Source organism: Mycobacterium sp. (genome assembly GCF_049802695.1).
Lineage (GTDB): Bacteria > Actinomycetota > Actinomycetes > Mycobacteriales > Mycobacteriaceae > Mycobacterium.
In genome coordinates this window covers 1-14,835 of record NZ_JBARMY010000491.1, presented here as the reverse complement: position 1 = coordinate 14,835, position 14,835 = coordinate 1, and the positions used below count along the sequence as shown (strand labels likewise).

Sequence of the window (14,835 nt, the reverse complement as noted above, 5' to 3'; positions counted from 1 at the left end):
GGCAAGGGCAGCGGCGGGTCACCGGCCGTGGGAACTTCCGACGAGTCGACCGCAGCCGGCGTCGACACGCGGTACGGGCAGGCCGGCGGTGCCGCGTTGGGTTCGGCGACGGCGGCCGGCAGAACGGGTGCCGCGAGCAGGAAAGCTGCTGCTGCCAGGCAGGATACGGGGCGTCGGGCGGTCATCGTGTCTGCAGACTAGGCGACGGGCCGCAGGATCGCCGGGAGCCGCGCTGTGGCTGCTGGGACGGAAGTTGTTGAGTCAGGCCGGGCCCGATTCCTCGGTGAGCACGCTGCGCAGAATCGACTCGATGGTGTCGAATTCCTTCTGCCCGCTGATCAGGGGCGGCGCCAGCTGAATGACGGCGTCGCCGCGGTCGTCGGTGCGGCAGTACAGCCCGGCATCGAACAGCGATCTGGACACGTCGCGCAACAGCCGGGCCTTCTCCGCACCGCTGAACGCCTGCTTGGTCGCCTTGTCCTTGACCAGTTCGACACCGAAAAAATATCCCTCGCCGCGGACGTCACCGACGATCGACAGGTCGGACAGCTTCTCCAGCGTGCCACGCAGTTCAGGCGAATGTCGCTTGACGTGGTCGTTGATGCCTTCGCGCTCGAAGATGTCGAGATTGGCCAGGGCGACCGCCGTCGACACCGGATGGCCGCCGAAGGTGTAGCCGTGCGCGAACAACGTCTTACCGTCGTTGAACGGCTCGAACACCTTCTCGCCGGCGATCATCGCGCCCAACGGCGAGTAGCCGGACGTTAGCCCCTTGGCGCAGGTGATCATGTCGGGCAGATAGCCGAAATCGTCGCAGGCGAACATCGAGCCGATCCGGCCGAACGCGCAGATCACCTCGTCGGAGACCAGCAGCACGTCGTACTCGTCGCAGATCTCGCGGACCCGATCGAAATAGCCGGGCGGCGGCGGGATGCTGCCACCGGCGTTCTGCACCGGCTCCAGGAACACCGCGGCGACGGTGTCGGGTCCTTCGAATTCGATGGCCTCGGCGACGCGGTCGGCGGCCCACCGCCCGAAGGCCTTGATGTCGGTGTCGAACGGTTCGGGCGCCCGGTAGAAGTTGGTGTTCGGCACCCGGAACCCGCCCGGGGTCACCGGCTCGAACGGCGCCTTGTATAACGGCAGCCCGGTGATCGCCAGTGCGCCCTGCGTGGTGCCGTGGTAGGCGACCGCCCGGGAGATCACTTTGTGCTTACCGGGTTTGCCGATGAGCTTGAAGTACTGCTTGGCCACTTTCCATGCCGTTTCGACGGCCTCGGTGCCGCCGCTGGTGAAAAACACCCGGTTCAGGTCACCCGGGGCATAGTGCGCCAGACGCTCGGCGAGTTCGAGGGCGGTGGGGGTGGCATATCCCCAGAGCGGGAAGAAGCCCAACGTGGCCGCCTGCTTCGCCGCGGCCTCGGCGAGTTCGGTACGTCCGTGACCCACTTGCACGACGAAAAGCCCGGACAGGGCGTCGAGGTAACTCTTGCCGCGGTCGTCGTAGATGGTGACGCCGTCACCGCGAGTGATCACCGGTGGCGTGAAGTCTGGGCCGTGCCGGGTGAAATGGCACCACAGGTTCTCGCTCATATTGCCCGCGAGCGTAACGCCACCGCGCTGCTCGGTTCGTAAAGTGACCGTGGCGCTACGCTCGGGCCTATGACTGGGTCGGGGCTTAAGACCCAACAGGTCGGCGAATTCGAATTCCTACGGCCGCATCTCATGGCGGTCGCCTACCGGCTGACCGGAACTGTGGCCGATGCCGAGGACATCGTCCAGGAAGCTTGGCTGCGCTGGAACGCGCAGGATACGACGATCGTGGACTTGCGGGCCTGGCTGACAACAGTGGTGAGCCGGCTCGGTCTGGACCGCTTGCGGTCGGCGGCATACCGGCGGGAAACCTACACCGGCAATTGGCTGCCCGAACCGGTGGTCACCGGGTTGGACGCTGATGATCCCCTGTCTGCCGTGGTGGCAGGAGATGATGCCCGGTTCGCCGCCATGGTGGTGCTGGAGCGCCTGCGCCCCGATCAGCGCGTGGCGTTCGTACTGCACGACGGTTTCGCCGTGCCGTTCGCTGAAGTGGCCGAGGTGCTGGGAACCACCGAGGCCGCAGCCCGGCAGCTGGCGTCGCGGGCCCGCAAGGCCTTGGGGAGGAAAGCCGCCGAGCCGCCGCCGAAACCCGACCCGTCCCATAACGAGGTGGTCGGCCAGCTTTTGGCCGCCATGGCCGCCGGTGACCTTGATGCGGTGGTGGCGCTGTTGCATCCCGACGTGATCTTCACCGGCGATTCAAATGGTAGAGCGCCGACGGCGGTTCAGGTTATTCACGGGCCGGACAAGGTGGTCCGGTTCATGGTCGGCCTGGCCCGCCGCTACGGCCCCGCGTTTTATTCGGCGTATCAGCTGGGGCTGGTCAACGGTGAAGTTGGCCTTTATACGGCGGGCAGCCCCGCAGGCGACGAGTGTCGGGAGATGGCGCCGCGGATCACCGCCATCACGGTGCGAGATGGAAAGGTCTGTGCGCTGTGGGATATCGCGAACCCCGACAAGTTCACCGGTTCTCCGCTGCGTGACTTGGTTCGTTAGCCCACGGAATGCGGCACGCATCACCGGCATTGAAGCCCTGCTCGGTGATTCCCAGCGCGGTATTCATCCGCGCCCGCATGTTCTCTACCCCGATCTGGTACGTCAGCTCGATCACTCCGGCATCGCCGAACCTGGCTCTTAGGTGGGCGACTTGCTCGTCGGTGACGGTGTGTGGGTCGGTGGTGATCGCGTCGGCGTAGGCGATGGCGGCCCGTTCGTCGTCGGTGAAAAGCGCTGAAGTGGCGTGGCTGTCGATGTTCTTGAGCCGGTCGACGTCGAGGCCGTCCAACCGCTGCAGCATTGACCCGAAGTCGACGCACCACGAGCAACCGATCGTGCGCGCGGTCCACAATACCGCCAGCTCACGGACGCTGACGGGCAGAGTCCGCGACGCCCGTTGCAGCATCGCTTCGTGCACGGCGTTGGCAACCAGCAGCCGCGGGTGATGCGCAGCGACGGCGAACGGCTCAGGGACTTCGCCAAAGCGCCGCTTGGCGACCCGGTACAGCAAGCGGGCCAGCAGTCCGGCGCGTTTCGGGGGCAGGGGTTCGATGCGGGTTGTCTGTGTCATAGACGTCAGACGGGGCAGGCCGTCCACATGTGACAGGCGTAGGGCGGCGAGCCTGACGCTGGCGTCATGCTCCGCTCGGCCCAACCGCTTAGTGCGAGAAGATCAGCGCGCGTTTCACTTCCTGAATCGCCTTGGTCACCTCGATGCCGCGCGGGCAGCATTCGGTGCAGTTGAATGTGGTTCGGCAGCGCCACACCCCGTTGGCCTCGTTGAGGATTTCCAGACGTTCGGCGGCGGCTTCGTCGCGGCTGTCGAAGATGAAGCGGTGCGCGTTGACGATCGCGGCCGGTCCGAAGTAGCTGCCCTCGTGCCAGAACACCGGGCAGCTGGTGGTGCAGGCGGCGCACAGAATGCACTTGGTGGTGTCGTCGAAGCGGGCGCGGTCGGCCTCGCTTTGAATGCGTTCCCGCGGCGGCGGCTCGCTGTCGTTGACCAGATACGGCTTCACCGCGCGATAGGCGTCGAAGAACGGCTCCATGTCGACGACGAGATCCTTCTCCACCGGCAGCCCGCGGATCGGTTCGACCGTGATGGTCGGCTGCTTGCCCTTCTTGGGCGGCAGCAGCTCCCGCATCAGCACTTTGCACGCGAGCCGGTTCACTCCGTTGATCCGCACCGCGTCTGACCCGCACACCCCGTGCGCACACGAGCGCCGGAACGTCAACGTGCCGTCTAGGTAGTCCTTGATGTACATCAGCAGGTTGAGCAGCCGATCGGTCGGCAGGCAGGGCACCCGGAAGCTTTGCCAGCCATTCGAATCGGCGTACTGCTCAGGGTGTTCCGGATTGAACCGCGCGATCTTGAGGACGACCAGCATGGAACCCTCCGGCACCGGCGGCTCCGAAAGCTGGTTCGGTTCACTCATCAGTACTTCCGTTCCTGCGGTTCGTAGCGGGTTTGCACGACCGGCTTGGATTCCAGCCGAATGTCGGACAGCAGGCCGCTGCCCTGCTTGTAAGCCATCGTGTGGCGCAGGTAGTTGGAGTCGTCGCGGTTCGGGTAGTCCTCCCGGGCATGCCCGCCGCGGGTCTCTTTGCGATTCAGCGCGCCGACGACGGTGACCTCGGCCAGCTCGAGGAGAAAGCCCAGCTCGATCGCCTCCAGGAGTTCGCTGTTGAATCGTTTACCCTTGTCCTGCAGTCTAATTCGGGCGTAGCGCTCCTTGAGTCCGTGGATGTCGTTGAGCGCCTGTTTGAGTGTTTCCTCGGTGCGGAACACCGCGGCGTTTCGGTCCATCGACCGCTGCAGCGCCGTCCGGATGTCGGCGACGCGTTGATTGCCGTGTTCGGCGAGGACATCGCTCACCCAGCCGATCACCATCGCCGCCGGTTCCGGCGGCAGGTCGACGAAGTCGTGCTCTTGCGCGTAATCGGCTGCGGCGTCACCGGCGCGTCGACCGAACACATTGATGTCGAGTAGTGAGTTGGTGCCCAGCCGGTTGGCGCCGTGCACCGACACGCAGGCGCATTCGCCGGCCGCGTAGAGCCCCGGCACGGTGGCGGTGTTGTCGCGCAACACCTGCCCGGTCACCGTCGTCGGGATACCGCCCATCACGTAGTGGCAGGTCGGGTAAACCGGCACCAGCTCTTTGGCCGGATCCACCCCGAGATAGGTGCGGGCGAATTCGGTGATGTCGGGCAGCTTGTTCTCCAGCACGTCCGCGCTCAGGTGACGGACGTCGATGTGGACGTAATCCTTGTCCGGTCCTGCCCCGCGGCCTTCGAGCACTTCGCGCACCATGGATCTGGAGATGATGTCGCGGGGCGCCAGGTCGACGATCGACGGCGCGTAGCGCTCCATAAAACGCTCGCCGTCGCCGTTGAGCAGCCGACCGCCTTCGCCGCGCACCGCCTCGGAGATCAAGATGCCGAGCCCGGCCAGCCCGGTTGGGTGAAACTGGTGAAACTCCATGTCCTCCAAGGGAAGTCCTTTGCGAAACACGATCCCGATGCCGTCACCGGTCAAGGTGTGCGCGTTGGAGGTGGTCTTGTAGATGCGGCCCGAGCCGCCGGTCGCGATAACCACGGACTTGGTGTGGAACACGTGGACGTCACCGGTGGCCAGTTCGTAGGCGACGACTCCGGTGGCCACCGGACCGTCGCCGGTCTGCGTGAGCACCAGGTCCAGCACGTAGAACTCGTTGAAGAACTGCACGTCGTGCTTGACGCAGTTCTGGTACAGCGTCTGCAGGATCAGGTGGCCGGTCCGGTCGGCCGCATAACACGACCGTCGTACCGGGGCTTTGCCGTGGTCGCGGGTGTGCCCGCCGAAGCGGCGCTGGTCGATGCGGCCCTCGGCGGTCCGGTTGAACGGCATGCCCATCTTCTCCAGGTCGAGCACCGCGTCGACGGCCTCCCGGCACATGATGTCCACGGCGTCCTGGTCGGCCAGATAGTCGCTGCCCTTGACGGTGTCGAAGGCGTGCCATTCCCAGGTGTCTTCTTCGACATTGGCCAACGCCGCACACATCCCGCCCTGCGCCGCGCCGGTGTGGCTGCGGGTGGGGTACAGCTTGGTCAGCACCGCCGTGGGCACCCGCGGGGCGGCTTCGACGGCGGCCCGCAACCCGGCACCGCCGGCGCCGACGATCACCACGTCATGCCGGTGCTGGCGGACGGCGCTCATGACGGAATGTTCGGATCGAACGTCAACAGCACGTAGCTGCCCAGCACGAGCGTGAACGTCATCGACAACGCCAGCAGGGCGTTGAGCACCAGCCGGGTGGAGTCCTTACGGCTGTAGTCATCGATGATCGTGCGCAGGCCGTTACCGCCGTGCAGCTGCGCCAGCCAGAGCAACAACAGGTCCCAGAGTTGCCAGAACGGCGAATGCCAGCGCTGCGCCACGTAGTTGAAGTCGACCCGGTACACGCCGTCGTCCCACATCAACATCACGAACAGGTGGCCCAGCGCCAGAACCACCAGCACGACGCCGGAAAACCGCATGAACAGCCACGCGTACTTCTCGAAGTTCGGGATGCCGGCGCGTCGGCGCGGCGCCCGCGGATCGTCCAACTCGGCGGGCATGCTCATCCGAAGCGTCCGGCTCATCCGAATCGTCCAAAGAGGTGCAGGCCCACTACCACCGTCGCGGGGAACATGATCAGCAGCCAGGCGATACCGATCACCCACAGCATCAGGCGCTGGTAGCGGGTGCCCTTCCACCAGAAGTCGATCAAGATGATTCGGATGCCGTTCAACGCGTGATAGAGCACCGCGGCGACGAGCGCCAGTTCCATCAGCCCCACGATCGGGGTCTTGTAGGTGCCGATGACCTCGTCGTAGGCCTGCGGGCTGATCCGGACCAGCGCGGTGTCGAGCACATGGACGAAAAGGAAGAAGAAGATCGTCGCGCCGGTGATGCGATGCAGCACCCATGACCACATACCGGGGTCGCCGCGGTACAGGCTCCGGCGCGACGGTCGTGCGGGCTCGGTGTCGTCCGGCGGCGGGGGAGTGGGTGGATTCGCAGATGTCGTCGTTGTCATCAGCGCCCTCCAGCTTCGCTTCAGCCAATCTAGCCAAAAGTGGTGTGGTCACCGAACCGCCGGCCAGTCGCCGGTTGCTGCTGCGGCGGCGCTTTATGGTGGCGATGGCAGTTGACCGACTCGAACAAGAGCTACCCAATGCATCTCACCCATAACTGGTACCGCCGCCGTGACCCGCGCGATTGACTGGGAAGCGCTGCGCGACAACGCGATCGACGCGGCGCAACGCGCATATGCACCGTATTCGCGGCTGCGGGTTGGCGCAGCGGCGCTGGTCGACGATTCCCGCGTGGTCACCGGCTGCAATGTGGAGAATGTCTCATATGGCCTGGGTCTCTGCGCCGAGTGCGCCGTGGTGTGCGCGCTGCACTCGACCGGTGGCGGCCGGCTTATCGCGCTGGTGTGCACCGACGCCGCGGGTTCGCTGCTGATGCCGTGCGGGCGCTGCCGCCAGGTGTTGTGGGAACACGGCGGCCCCGACCTGCTGATCGACCACCCGGCCGGCCCACGTCGGCTGGGTGAATTGTTGCCCGACGCATTCGGCCCCGACGACCTTCCCCGGCAATCTCAATGAACGACTTCGCCTTCGATGCGCCGACCGTGATCAGGACCAAGCGCGACGGTGGTCGGCTGTCCGATCCGGCGATCGACTGGGTCATCGATGCCTACACCGATGGTCGGGTCGCCGAGGAACAGATGTCGGCGTTGTTGATGGCGATCTTCCTTCGCGGGATGGATTACCAGGAGACCTCGCGATGGACGTCGGCGATGGCGGCCTCTGGTGAGCGGATGAACTTCACCGGCCTGCGTCGCGGCGGTAAATCGTTGCCGACGGTCGACAAGCACTCCACCGGCGGAGTCGGCGACAAAATCACGCTGCCGCTGGTCGCCGTCGTCGCCGCGTGTGGTGCTGCGGCGCCGCAGGCGTCCGGCAGGGGGCTCGGCCACACCGGCGGCACGCTGGACAAACTCGAGTCGATCGCCGGTTTCACCGCGGATCTGACCGGCAGCCGGGTGTGCGAGCAGGTTCGGGACGTCGGCGCCGCGATTTTCGCTGCCGGCCGGTTGGCGCCCGCCGACGCCAAGCTGTACGCGCTGCGTGACATCACCGCCACCGTGGAGTCGCTGCCGCTGATCGCCAGCTCGGTGATGAGCAAGAAGCTGGCCGAGGGCGCCGGCGCGTTGGTGCTCGACGTGAAGACTGGTTCCGGCGCGCTGGTGAAGTCGGTGGCACGCAGCTACGAGCTGGCCGAGACCATGGTGGCGCTCGGCGCGGCACACGGCTTACCCACCTGTGCGCTGGTCACCGACATGAACGCTCCGCTGGGCGCGACGGTCGGCAACGCGGTGGAGGTCGCCGAAGCGCTGGACGTGCTGGCCGGCGGCGGGCCTACCGACGTGGTGCACCTGACGCTCATGCTGGCCGCCGAGATGCTGGCGCTGGCCAGGCTTAGCGAATGTGACCCTGCGCAGACGCTGCAGGACGGCAGCGCAATGGATCGGTTTCGGGCGCTGGTGGCCGCGCAAGGCGGTGACTTGTCGGTGCCGCTTCCGATCGGCAAGTGCTCCGAAACCGTCACCGCCAGTCGGAGCGGCACAATGGGTGACATCGACGCGATGGCAGTGGGGCTGACGGCATGGCGGCTCGGCGCGGGCAGGTCCCGTCCAGGTGAATCGGTGCAGGCCGGTGCCGGCGTCCGGATTCACCGCCGACCCGGGGAGCCGGTAGCCGCCGGCGAGACGCTGTTCACCCTCTACACCGACACCCCGGAACGCTTCGGCGCCGCCGTCGCGGAGCTGGCCGGCGGCTGGAGCGTCGGGGATGCACCGCCGCCGCAGCGACCATTGATCATCGAGCGGATCATTTGATGACGACACCGCTGACGTTGGAGACGATCGGACGGGCACCGAAGGCGTTGTTGCACGATCACCTCGACGGCGGGCTGCGGCCCGCCACCGTTGTGGAGATCGCCGGTCGGATTGGCTACGACGGCCTGCCGGCCACCGACGTCGACGAATTGACGAAGTGGTTCCACACCGCCTCGACCAGTGGCTCACTCGAGCGGTACCTGGAGCCGTTCTCGCACACCGTGGCGGTGATGCAAACTCCGGAGGCGCTGCACCGAGTCGCCTCCGAGTGCGTGGAGGACTTGGCTGCCGATTCAGTGGTTTATGCCGAAGTGCGGTTTGCTCCCGAGCTGCACATCAACCGCGGACTGTCATTCGACGAGGTCACCGACGCCGTCCTGGCCGGGTTCACCGACGGCGAGAAGTCCGCCGCGGCCGAGGGTCACCCGATCACCGTGCGCTGCCTGGTGACGGCGATGCGGCACGCGGCGCTGTCCCGCGAGATCGCGGAGCTGGCGATCCGCTTCCGCGATAAGGGCGTCGTCGGATTCGACATCGCCGGCGCGGAGGCCGGATACCCGCCGACCCGTCACCTGGACGCTTTCGAATACATGCGAAACAACAATGCACGGTTCACGATCCACGCCGGCGAGGCCTTCGGGCTGCCGTCGATCCACGAGGCGATCGCGTTCTGTGGGGCGGACCGGCTGGGACACGGCGTACGGATCGTCGACGACATCGACTCGGCCGACGACGGCACCGTGCACCTGGGCCGGCTGGCATCGATACTGCGGGACAAGCGAGTCCCGTTGGAGATGTGCCCGACCTCCAATGTTCAGACCGGTGCTGTGGAGAGCATCGCCAAGCATCCGTTCGACCTGTTGGCGCGGGCCCGGTTCCGGGTGACGGTCAACACCGACAACCGGCTGATGAGCAATACCTCGATGAGCCGGGAGATGCTGCGGTTGGTCGAGGCCTTCGGGTACGGCTGGACCGACCTGGCCCGGTTCACCATCAATGCGATGAAGTCGGCGTTCAGTCCGTTCGACGAGCGGCTGGCGATCATCGACGAGGTAATCAAGCCGCGGTTCGCGGTGCTGATCGGTTAGCGGTGCCTGTCATCTGCAAGGACTTCGTTGGCCAACTCCCGCAAGACGCGGCGATCTTCGGCGAGTGCTGCGCGGCCGGCGGCAGTGGCTAGGTAGACGCGGCGGGTCCGGCCGTCGACGACTTCGTGGCGGGAGGTCAGCAGGCCGTCGGCTTCGAGTCGGTGCAGCGTCGGATACAGGGTGCCGGGGCTGACCTGATAGCCGTGGTTTCTCAGCTCCTCGGTCAACCATGCACCGTGAACCTCGTCTTCTGCTGCGTGATGCAGGATGTGCAGCCGAATCGCGGCGCGCTTGAATTCCCGCATGTGACCACCTACGCCAGTGAGTGGCAAAACCGATATCGGCTCGCGATTCTACGATGCGACGCTCATGAGCAGCGCAGCAATGTCATGAATCCGAAGTCCATGTGTAGCTGTTGGTGGCAGTGCAGCAGCGACAGGCCGCGTTGGTCGGCGAGGAAGTCGACGTCCATTCTCTGGTAGCCGCCCAGCATGGCGACGTCTTTGCGGAGGCCCGCCGTCGAGGTGCCGGCAACGTGCGTGATGTCGAAGGAGTGCCGGTGCAGGTGCATGGGGTGCAGGTCGTCGGTGGCGTTACGGAACCGCAGTCGGTACCGCTTGCCGTAGGCGAGGTGGATGACCGCTTGCGTGTCGTCCATCGCGAATGCTGCGCCGTTGATGGTCCACATGTTGAATCCGTTGCGGGCAGCGTTGCGTTTTTCGATGAGCAGGTCGATAACCTGATCGACTGCCGGCAGTCTCTGACTCGGTGTAGCGAAGAGGCGGTAATCCCACCGGAACGGTGGGGGCGCGGCCCAGCGCGGATTTCCGGTCCTGCCGGCGTATTCCACGACGACGCCCATTCCGGCTTGGCGATCATCGTCAGACAGATCGCCGAGAACCCAGACACCGGGGTTGGTCATCTCCACGGCGGCTGAGATTCGTTCGCCTGCACCCATCCACAACACCGGCACCACAACGGATTTCGCTACCGGGTTGCCGTCAAGCGCGACGACGGTAAAGGTGTGGCCGGGCAGGGCGAGGCTGCGATTCTCTGTCGCGCTGCCGTTGAGCACATGAAGCAGTACCCGATCCCCGGATTTCACCTGTATGGGTTCGCCGTGGCCGAGTGAGCGGCCATTGACGGTAAACGTGCCGTAGCCGATTTCAAACCCGTGCGGCATGCCCGTGGCCGCCGACGCAGCCATGACCTGCTCGCCTCTGTCCCTGAGTTCGGCGACCGGTTCGCCGGCCAGGAAGTCACTGGACATTTCTTCGCCGTGGTTGAGGCTGGGCTCAAATTCCTTGAGGGTGAGGAAAATTTCGTGGTCGTATGCTCCGGGCTCATGTTTCGGCTCGATGTAGACGGGACCGACCAGGCCGCTGTACTGACCGCCGGTCAGGTCCGCGCCCGCGGCGAGGTGGGTGTGATAGAAGCGGAACCCGGACGGGCCCGGCGAAAACACAATCTGGCGCATGCCGTGCGCGGGAATGAATGGAGTGCCTTCTTCTGCGGAGCCGTCGACGCCAGCCGGCAACCGTTGTCCGTGCCAGTGCAACTGTTCGGGGGTGTCGGTGTCGTTGTACACGTCGATCCGAGTTTTTCTGCCCTCGGTGAACCTCAGCAGTGGGCCCGGGAACTGGCCGTTGTAGGTCTTCGTGGTAATCATTTTGCCGGGCGCGACCTCCACATCGCCCCGGCCGATGCGCAGGGTGTAGTCAGGGTTGCCGGCGCTGTGCGAACAGGCCGCCAGCGTCGTTGCGGCGATACCTTCCGTCGTCAGCATCGCCAGGACGCCCAACTTGAGGACATCGCGCCGGCGGACAGCCGCCATGGTGATCTCAGGCGCCAACTCGAACTCCGATATCGTATTCCGATAACTTGGGCTGAGCCTACCCGCAACGGTCGCAAACGTCGGAGGTTGGTGATGGATGGGAAGCCGCTTTTCGGCTTCGTCGACGTCGTGGTCGAGCGCAACGGGACGCGGGCTTTGGACGGATTCACCGCCGCCGTCCCGGAGCAGGGAGTCACGGCTTTGTTCGGACCGTCCGGCTCAGGCAAGTCCACGCTGCTGCGATTGTGTAATCGGCTGGAAATGCCGACAAGCGGGCGGGTGCTGTTCCGCGGCACCGACATCACCGGCATCGACCCGCTGTGGTTGCGGCGTCAGGTCGGGATGTGTTTCCAGCGCCCGACGCCGTTCACGGGCACGGTGGCCGACAACCTCCGGGTTGCCGACCCCGAAGCGTCCGAGGCGCAGATGCGGGAGATGTTGACGCGGGTGGCGTTGACCGGGTCCTGGCTAAGTCGCGATGCGACGGCGCTGTCGGGTGGCGAGGCGCAGCGAATGTGCCTTGCCCGCACGCTGATGGCACAGCCGCGAGTTCTGCTCCTGGACGAGCCGACCTCTGCAGTTGATGCGGACGCCGCCCGGGTGATCGAAGCGGCGGTGCGCACACTGGCCGACGAGCGCGGCATTGCGGTCCTGTGGGTCAGCCACGACCACGCCCAAGTGGAGCGGCTCGCCGACCGGGTGTTCGGAATCAAGCACGGCCATTGCACGGGAATCCGACGCCGATGAACGGCGGGGTGAGCTGGGCAGGGCTGGCGACGTCGCTGGCACTGGTGGGCTTCGCGGCCGGGATGTCGGTGTGGCAGCGACTGGGTCTGCAACGTCAGATTGTGTGGTCAGCCACACGGGCGCTGGCCCAGTTGCTGCTGGTAGGAGGGGCGTTGACGCTGCTGTTCGTGCCGGGCCGTTCGCTGTGGTGGTCCTGCGCCTGGACCGCAGGGATGGTCTGCTACGCGGGGGACGTCGCCCGCCGTCGCGCACCGGAGGTGCCGAGGCTCGGGACGCTGACCGTCGGCGCGTTCGCCGCGGCGGCGGTGATCGCGCTGGGCGTGTTGTTCGGGTTGCGGGTGTTCCCGCTGCAGCCGCGCACCCTGGTGCCGATTGCCGGGATGATGATCGGCAACTCGATGACCGCCACAGTGCTCGTGGCGCGGCGCCTGGTCGATGAGCTGCGGGACAAGCGCGACGAGGTCGAGGCTCGCCTGGCCCTCGGCCAGCCCTCCCGCCAGGCTGCTGCCCCGTACCTGCGGATCGCGTTGCGGTCAGCGCTGTCTCCGCAGATCGAGACGACCAAGGCCACCGGTCTGGTGTTTCTGCCCGGTGCCATGACCGGACTCATCCTCGCCGGCGTGCCTCCGGTACAAGCAGTGTTGGTGCAGGCGGTCGTGATGTTCCTCATCCTGGGTTCTGTCGCGGTTACCACGGTGGTGGTCGCTCTGGGCCTGGTGCGGTTGGTGTTCACCCGCGATCACCGACTGCGGCCGCTAGCGCCGCGCTAGTCAACCGATTGCGGCGCTATTCGCGCCTTAGCCGCGACGCTCACGCCCTATGTCGTCGCCGGCTTGCGGCGCTATTCGCGCCTTAGCCGCGACGCTCACGCCCCATGTCGTCGCCGGCTTGCGGCGCTATTCGCGCCTTAGCCGCGACTCCACGAACCTTTCCAGCTCTTCCCACTTCCGCACGGCATCGGCGTAGGGCGCCTCGGGCTTGTCGACCGAGTCGGGTTCCAGCACAGCGGTCACCAGCTTGCCCAGCGGCCGATCGGTTTCGAGCTCCTGCTCGACGGTGTTGTCTTCGGCATACTCGCCGACATCGCGGAGCAACTCGACAGCCAGATCGAGCTGCTCCCGGTCCACCGAGTCGGGTCCATCGGCGAAGTCGTCGGCCAGCCCGCTGAGCACATAGACATTCTCGTCGCTGATGTCGATCGCCAGCGAGCCGTCGGTGGCGGCGGTGCGGATGTCGTCGTAAGTGCTCAGATCGGACAAGTCGTGGTCGTGTTCGTCAGCGAGGTAACGGGCCAAGGCCCGCTCCGAGGTGAACACGCTGATCCGACCGTTGCGGCCCAGGAAAATCGGCCGGTCTTCGAAATAGCACCGCAGCGTGTAGAACGTTCCGGCGCCGGTCATGATCTGAATCGGGTCGATGCCCACCTTCAGCCAGAAGTCCTCGTCGCCGCCCAGCACCACGTCGTGATCCGCGGCGCGGACCTCCGCAACGACGTCTTCGGCGTCCTCGTCTCCCCGGCCGGCTTCAGCATCGCCTGCGGCCTCCTCAGAAGCGGCGATCGTTTCGTCGTCGCCCTCCAGCGTCTCCGGCTTTTCGGGCGCCGGCTCAGCCAACTCGTCGGCCGCTTTGGCCGACGCCTGCTCGTCGAAATCCGGAGTGCTGACGATGCCGTCGACCGCGCTGAGTACGTCGTCCCAGCTGCGGGCGATGGTCTCGGCGATCGCATGCCACCGCTTGAGGCCGGCCTTGCCGGTGAAGGAATCGACTCCACCGGCCAGCGTGCCCAGACTGGGGTTGCCGTTGAAAAATCGGGTGACCGCAGGCAGCTCGCACACCGATCCGATGGCCGACACGATGGCCAGCGTGTTCGCCAACGCTGTCACCGCCTTCGCGGTCGGCTTGCCCGCCACCAGCTCCTCCACCGCAACTAGGTCGAACTGGTTGTCCTCGCCCGGATCGAGCTTGTGGGCGTTGGCTCTGGTCACGTCCCTCCACGCCGGGTGATCGACCAGATCGTTCTCGGTGTCCGAACGCACGAATGCCACGAGGTCGGCAACCGACTCGAAGCCGTAGAGATCTTCATTCTTGCCCAGGAACGCCTCCCATTCGTCGCCGGCGTCGCGCCAGCGCGGCGCCCACAGCGTGTAGCGGTCACCGTCGGTCAGGCTCAGCCGAATGGGCACGAGGTCAGCAGGCATGCGGCACAGAATAACGACGCCCGTTTGGCGACCCGGATCAGGGATAGGGCGGGCAGGTCTGTGAAAAGTCCGACTGAATCCTGTGAAAGACGCCACGGCAGGCGCCTCAACGGCGCGTCATCGCCTCCGGGCAGCCGCTGATCGACCGCGTGGGCCTAGGTTTTTCGACGTGTTCAACTTCTTCGGAGCTTGAGCCGCGGAACCTGAGCTTGGTGGGCCGCCGCCTCCTCATCGCGCCGCGCGCTCTGCATCGTCGGCGACCTGAGTAGGGTCGACTGCCGTGGACCTGCGCGTCGTTGACCACCCACTGGCCGCGGCCAGGCTGACGACGCTGCGCGACGAACGCAGCGATAACGCCGCTTTTCGTGCCGCATTGCGCGACTTGACGCTGATGCTCGTCTACGAGGCCACCCGGGATGCGACGACCGCCACAGTCCACATCCGCACCC

Annotated in this window: 15 protein-coding genes and 2 pseudogenes; 7 read left to right on the top strand and 10 right to left on the bottom strand. The window is 65.9% G+C overall.

Annotated features, from left to right (window positions below; all coding sequences use genetic code 11):
- Together WA317_RS19460 and WA317_RS19455 are read right to left on the bottom strand one after the other, a co-directional pair.
- Positions 1–185: pseudogene (locus tag WA317_RS19460) on the bottom strand (D-alanyl-D-alanine carboxypeptidase); the annotation flags it as partial.
- Positions 186–261: 76 nt separating this feature from the next.
- The gene (locus WA317_RS19455; protein ID WP_425174589.1) at positions 262–1,689 is read right to left on the bottom strand and encodes an aspartate aminotransferase family protein; all 1,428 of its coding nucleotides are present in this window, start codon (positions 1,687–1,689) and stop codon (positions 262–264) included.
- Here WA317_RS19455 and WA317_RS19450 point away from each other — a divergent pair.
- Positions 1,663–2,592, top strand: coding sequence for a sigma-70 family RNA polymerase sigma factor (locus tag WA317_RS19450; protein ID WP_425174588.1), 930 nt, complete (start codon positions 1,663–1,665; stop codon positions 2,590–2,592). The two genes, WA317_RS19455 and WA317_RS19450, sit on opposite strands and share 27 nt — an antisense overlap.
- Here the strand turns inward: WA317_RS19450 and WA317_RS19445 are convergent.
- From WA317_RS19445 to sdhC, 5 genes and pseudogenes are all read right to left on the bottom strand, one after another.
- Positions 2,558–3,196: pseudogene (locus WA317_RS19445) on the bottom strand (carboxymuconolactone decarboxylase family protein); the annotation flags it as partial. The gene WA317_RS19450 and the pseudogene WA317_RS19445 sit on opposite strands and share 35 nt — an antisense overlap.
- A 55-nt stretch (positions 3,197–3,251) precedes the next feature.
- Positions 3,252–4,028 (bottom strand): succinate dehydrogenase iron-sulfur subunit, encoded by a 777-nt coding sequence (locus WA317_RS19440; protein ID WP_425174587.1) that lies wholly within the window; start codon positions 4,026–4,028, stop codon positions 3,252–3,254.
- Entirely contained in the window at positions 4,028–5,788 is a 1,761-nt protein-coding gene (gene sdhA, locus WA317_RS19435) for a succinate dehydrogenase flavoprotein subunit (protein WP_425174586.1), read from the bottom strand. The genes WA317_RS19440 and sdhA overlap by 1 nt, the downstream gene beginning before the upstream one ends.
- Entirely contained in the window at positions 5,785–6,213 is a 429-nt protein-coding gene (locus WA317_RS19430; RefSeq protein ID WP_425174585.1) for a succinate dehydrogenase hydrophobic membrane anchor subunit, read from the bottom strand. The genes sdhA and WA317_RS19430 overlap by 4 nt, the downstream gene beginning before the upstream one ends.
- Positions 6,210–6,650: a succinate dehydrogenase, cytochrome b556 subunit gene (gene sdhC / locus WA317_RS19425; RefSeq protein WP_425174584.1), complete on the bottom strand. Its 441-nt coding sequence runs from the start codon at positions 6,648–6,650 to the stop codon at positions 6,210–6,212. The genes WA317_RS19430 and sdhC overlap by 4 nt, the downstream gene beginning before the upstream one ends.
- A 169-nt stretch (positions 6,651–6,819) precedes the next feature.
- Between sdhC and WA317_RS19420 the strand changes: the two genes are divergently transcribed.
- The 3 genes from WA317_RS19420 to WA317_RS19410 are packed head-to-tail and all read left to right on the top strand — an operon-like array spanning position 6,820 to position 9,607.
- Complete coding sequence (locus WA317_RS19420; protein ID WP_425174583.1) at positions 6,820–7,224, top strand: cytidine deaminase; 405 nt, start codon at positions 6,820–6,822, stop codon at positions 7,222–7,224.
- A complete protein-coding gene (locus tag WA317_RS19415) occupies positions 7,221–8,519 on the top strand; it encodes a thymidine phosphorylase (RefSeq protein ID WP_425174582.1) in 1,299 nt (432 codons plus the stop codon). The genes WA317_RS19420 and WA317_RS19415 overlap by 4 nt, the downstream gene beginning before the upstream one ends.
- The gene (locus WA317_RS19410) at positions 8,519–9,607 is read left to right on the top strand and encodes an adenosine deaminase (RefSeq protein WP_425174581.1); all 1,089 of its coding nucleotides are present in this window, start codon (positions 8,519–8,521) and stop codon (positions 9,605–9,607) included. The genes WA317_RS19415 and WA317_RS19410 overlap by 1 nt, the downstream gene beginning before the upstream one ends.
- Here WA317_RS19410 and WA317_RS19405 read toward each other — a convergent pair.
- Both WA317_RS19405 and WA317_RS19400 read right to left on the bottom strand, forming a co-directional pair.
- Entirely contained in the window at positions 9,604–9,912 is a 309-nt protein-coding gene (locus WA317_RS19405) for a PadR family transcriptional regulator (protein WP_425174580.1), read from the bottom strand. The genes WA317_RS19410 and WA317_RS19405 overlap by 4 nt on opposite strands.
- Positions 9,913–9,974: 62 nt before the next feature.
- The gene (locus tag WA317_RS19400; protein ID WP_425174591.1) at positions 9,975–11,441 is read right to left on the bottom strand and encodes a multicopper oxidase family protein; all 1,467 of its coding nucleotides are present in this window, start codon (positions 11,439–11,441) and stop codon (positions 9,975–9,977) included.
- 93 nt (positions 11,442–11,534) lie between these two features.
- Here WA317_RS19400 and WA317_RS19395 point away from each other — a divergent pair, with 93 nt between their 5' ends.
- Both WA317_RS19395 and WA317_RS19390 read left to right on the top strand, forming a co-directional pair.
- Entirely contained in the window at positions 11,535–12,188 is a 654-nt protein-coding gene (locus WA317_RS19395) for an ABC transporter ATP-binding protein (protein WP_425174579.1), read from the top strand.
- The gene (locus tag WA317_RS19390) at positions 12,185–12,958 is read left to right on the top strand and encodes an ABC transporter permease (RefSeq protein WP_425174578.1); all 774 of its coding nucleotides are present in this window, start codon (positions 12,185–12,187) and stop codon (positions 12,956–12,958) included. The genes WA317_RS19395 and WA317_RS19390 overlap by 4 nt, the downstream gene beginning before the upstream one ends.
- A gap of 126 nt (positions 12,959–13,084) precedes the next feature.
- On the opposite strand, the gene WA317_RS19385 is transcribed toward WA317_RS19390, so the two are convergent.
- Entirely contained in the window at positions 13,085–14,386 is a 1,302-nt protein-coding gene (locus WA317_RS19385; protein ID WP_425174577.1) for a primosomal protein, read from the bottom strand.
- A 280-nt stretch (positions 14,387–14,666) separates the two neighbouring features.
- Between WA317_RS19385 and WA317_RS19380 the strand changes: the two genes are divergently transcribed.
- On the top strand, positions 14,667–14,835 hold a 169-nt coding region (locus WA317_RS19380), incomplete at its 3' end, for a uracil phosphoribosyltransferase (RefSeq protein WP_425174590.1).

Excerpts from the sequence above, each read along its gene's own strand:
- WA317_RS19450 (WP_425174588.1), top strand. The coding sequence starts at position 1,663 with ATGACTGGGTCGGGGCTTAAGACCCAACAGGTCGGCGAATTCGAATTC.
- WA317_RS19440 (WP_425174587.1), bottom strand. The coding sequence starts at position 4,028 with ATGAGTGAACCGAACCAGCTTTCGGAGCCGCCGGTGCCGGAGGGTTCC.
- sdhA (WP_425174586.1), bottom strand. The coding sequence starts at position 5,788 with ATGAGCGCCGTCCGCCAGCACCGGCATGACGTGGTGATCGTCGGCGCC.
- WA317_RS19430 (WP_425174585.1), bottom strand. The coding sequence starts at position 6,213 with ATGAGCCGGACGCTTCGGATGAGCATGCCCGCCGAGTTGGACGATCCG.
- sdhC (WP_425174584.1), bottom strand. The coding sequence starts at position 6,650 with ATGACAACGACGACATCTGCGAATCCACCCACTCCCCCGCCGCCGGAC.
- WA317_RS19415 (WP_425174582.1), top strand. The coding sequence starts at position 7,221 with ATGAACGACTTCGCCTTCGATGCGCCGACCGTGATCAGGACCAAGCGC.
- WA317_RS19410 (WP_425174581.1), top strand. The coding sequence starts at position 8,519 with ATGACGACACCGCTGACGTTGGAGACGATCGGACGGGCACCGAAGGCG.
- WA317_RS19405 (WP_425174580.1), bottom strand. The coding sequence starts at position 9,912 with ATGCGGGAATTCAAGCGCGCCGCGATTCGGCTGCACATCCTGCATCAC.
- WA317_RS19400 (WP_425174591.1), bottom strand. The coding sequence starts at position 11,441 with ATGGCGGCTGTCCGCCGGCGCGATGTCCTCAAGTTGGGCGTCCTGGCG.
- WA317_RS19395 (WP_425174579.1), top strand. The coding sequence starts at position 11,535 with ATGGATGGGAAGCCGCTTTTCGGCTTCGTCGACGTCGTGGTCGAGCGC.
- WA317_RS19390 (WP_425174578.1), top strand. The coding sequence starts at position 12,185 with ATGAACGGCGGGGTGAGCTGGGCAGGGCTGGCGACGTCGCTGGCACTG.
- WA317_RS19385 (WP_425174577.1), bottom strand. The coding sequence starts at position 14,386 with ATGCCTGCTGACCTCGTGCCCATTCGGCTGAGCCTGACCGACGGTGAC.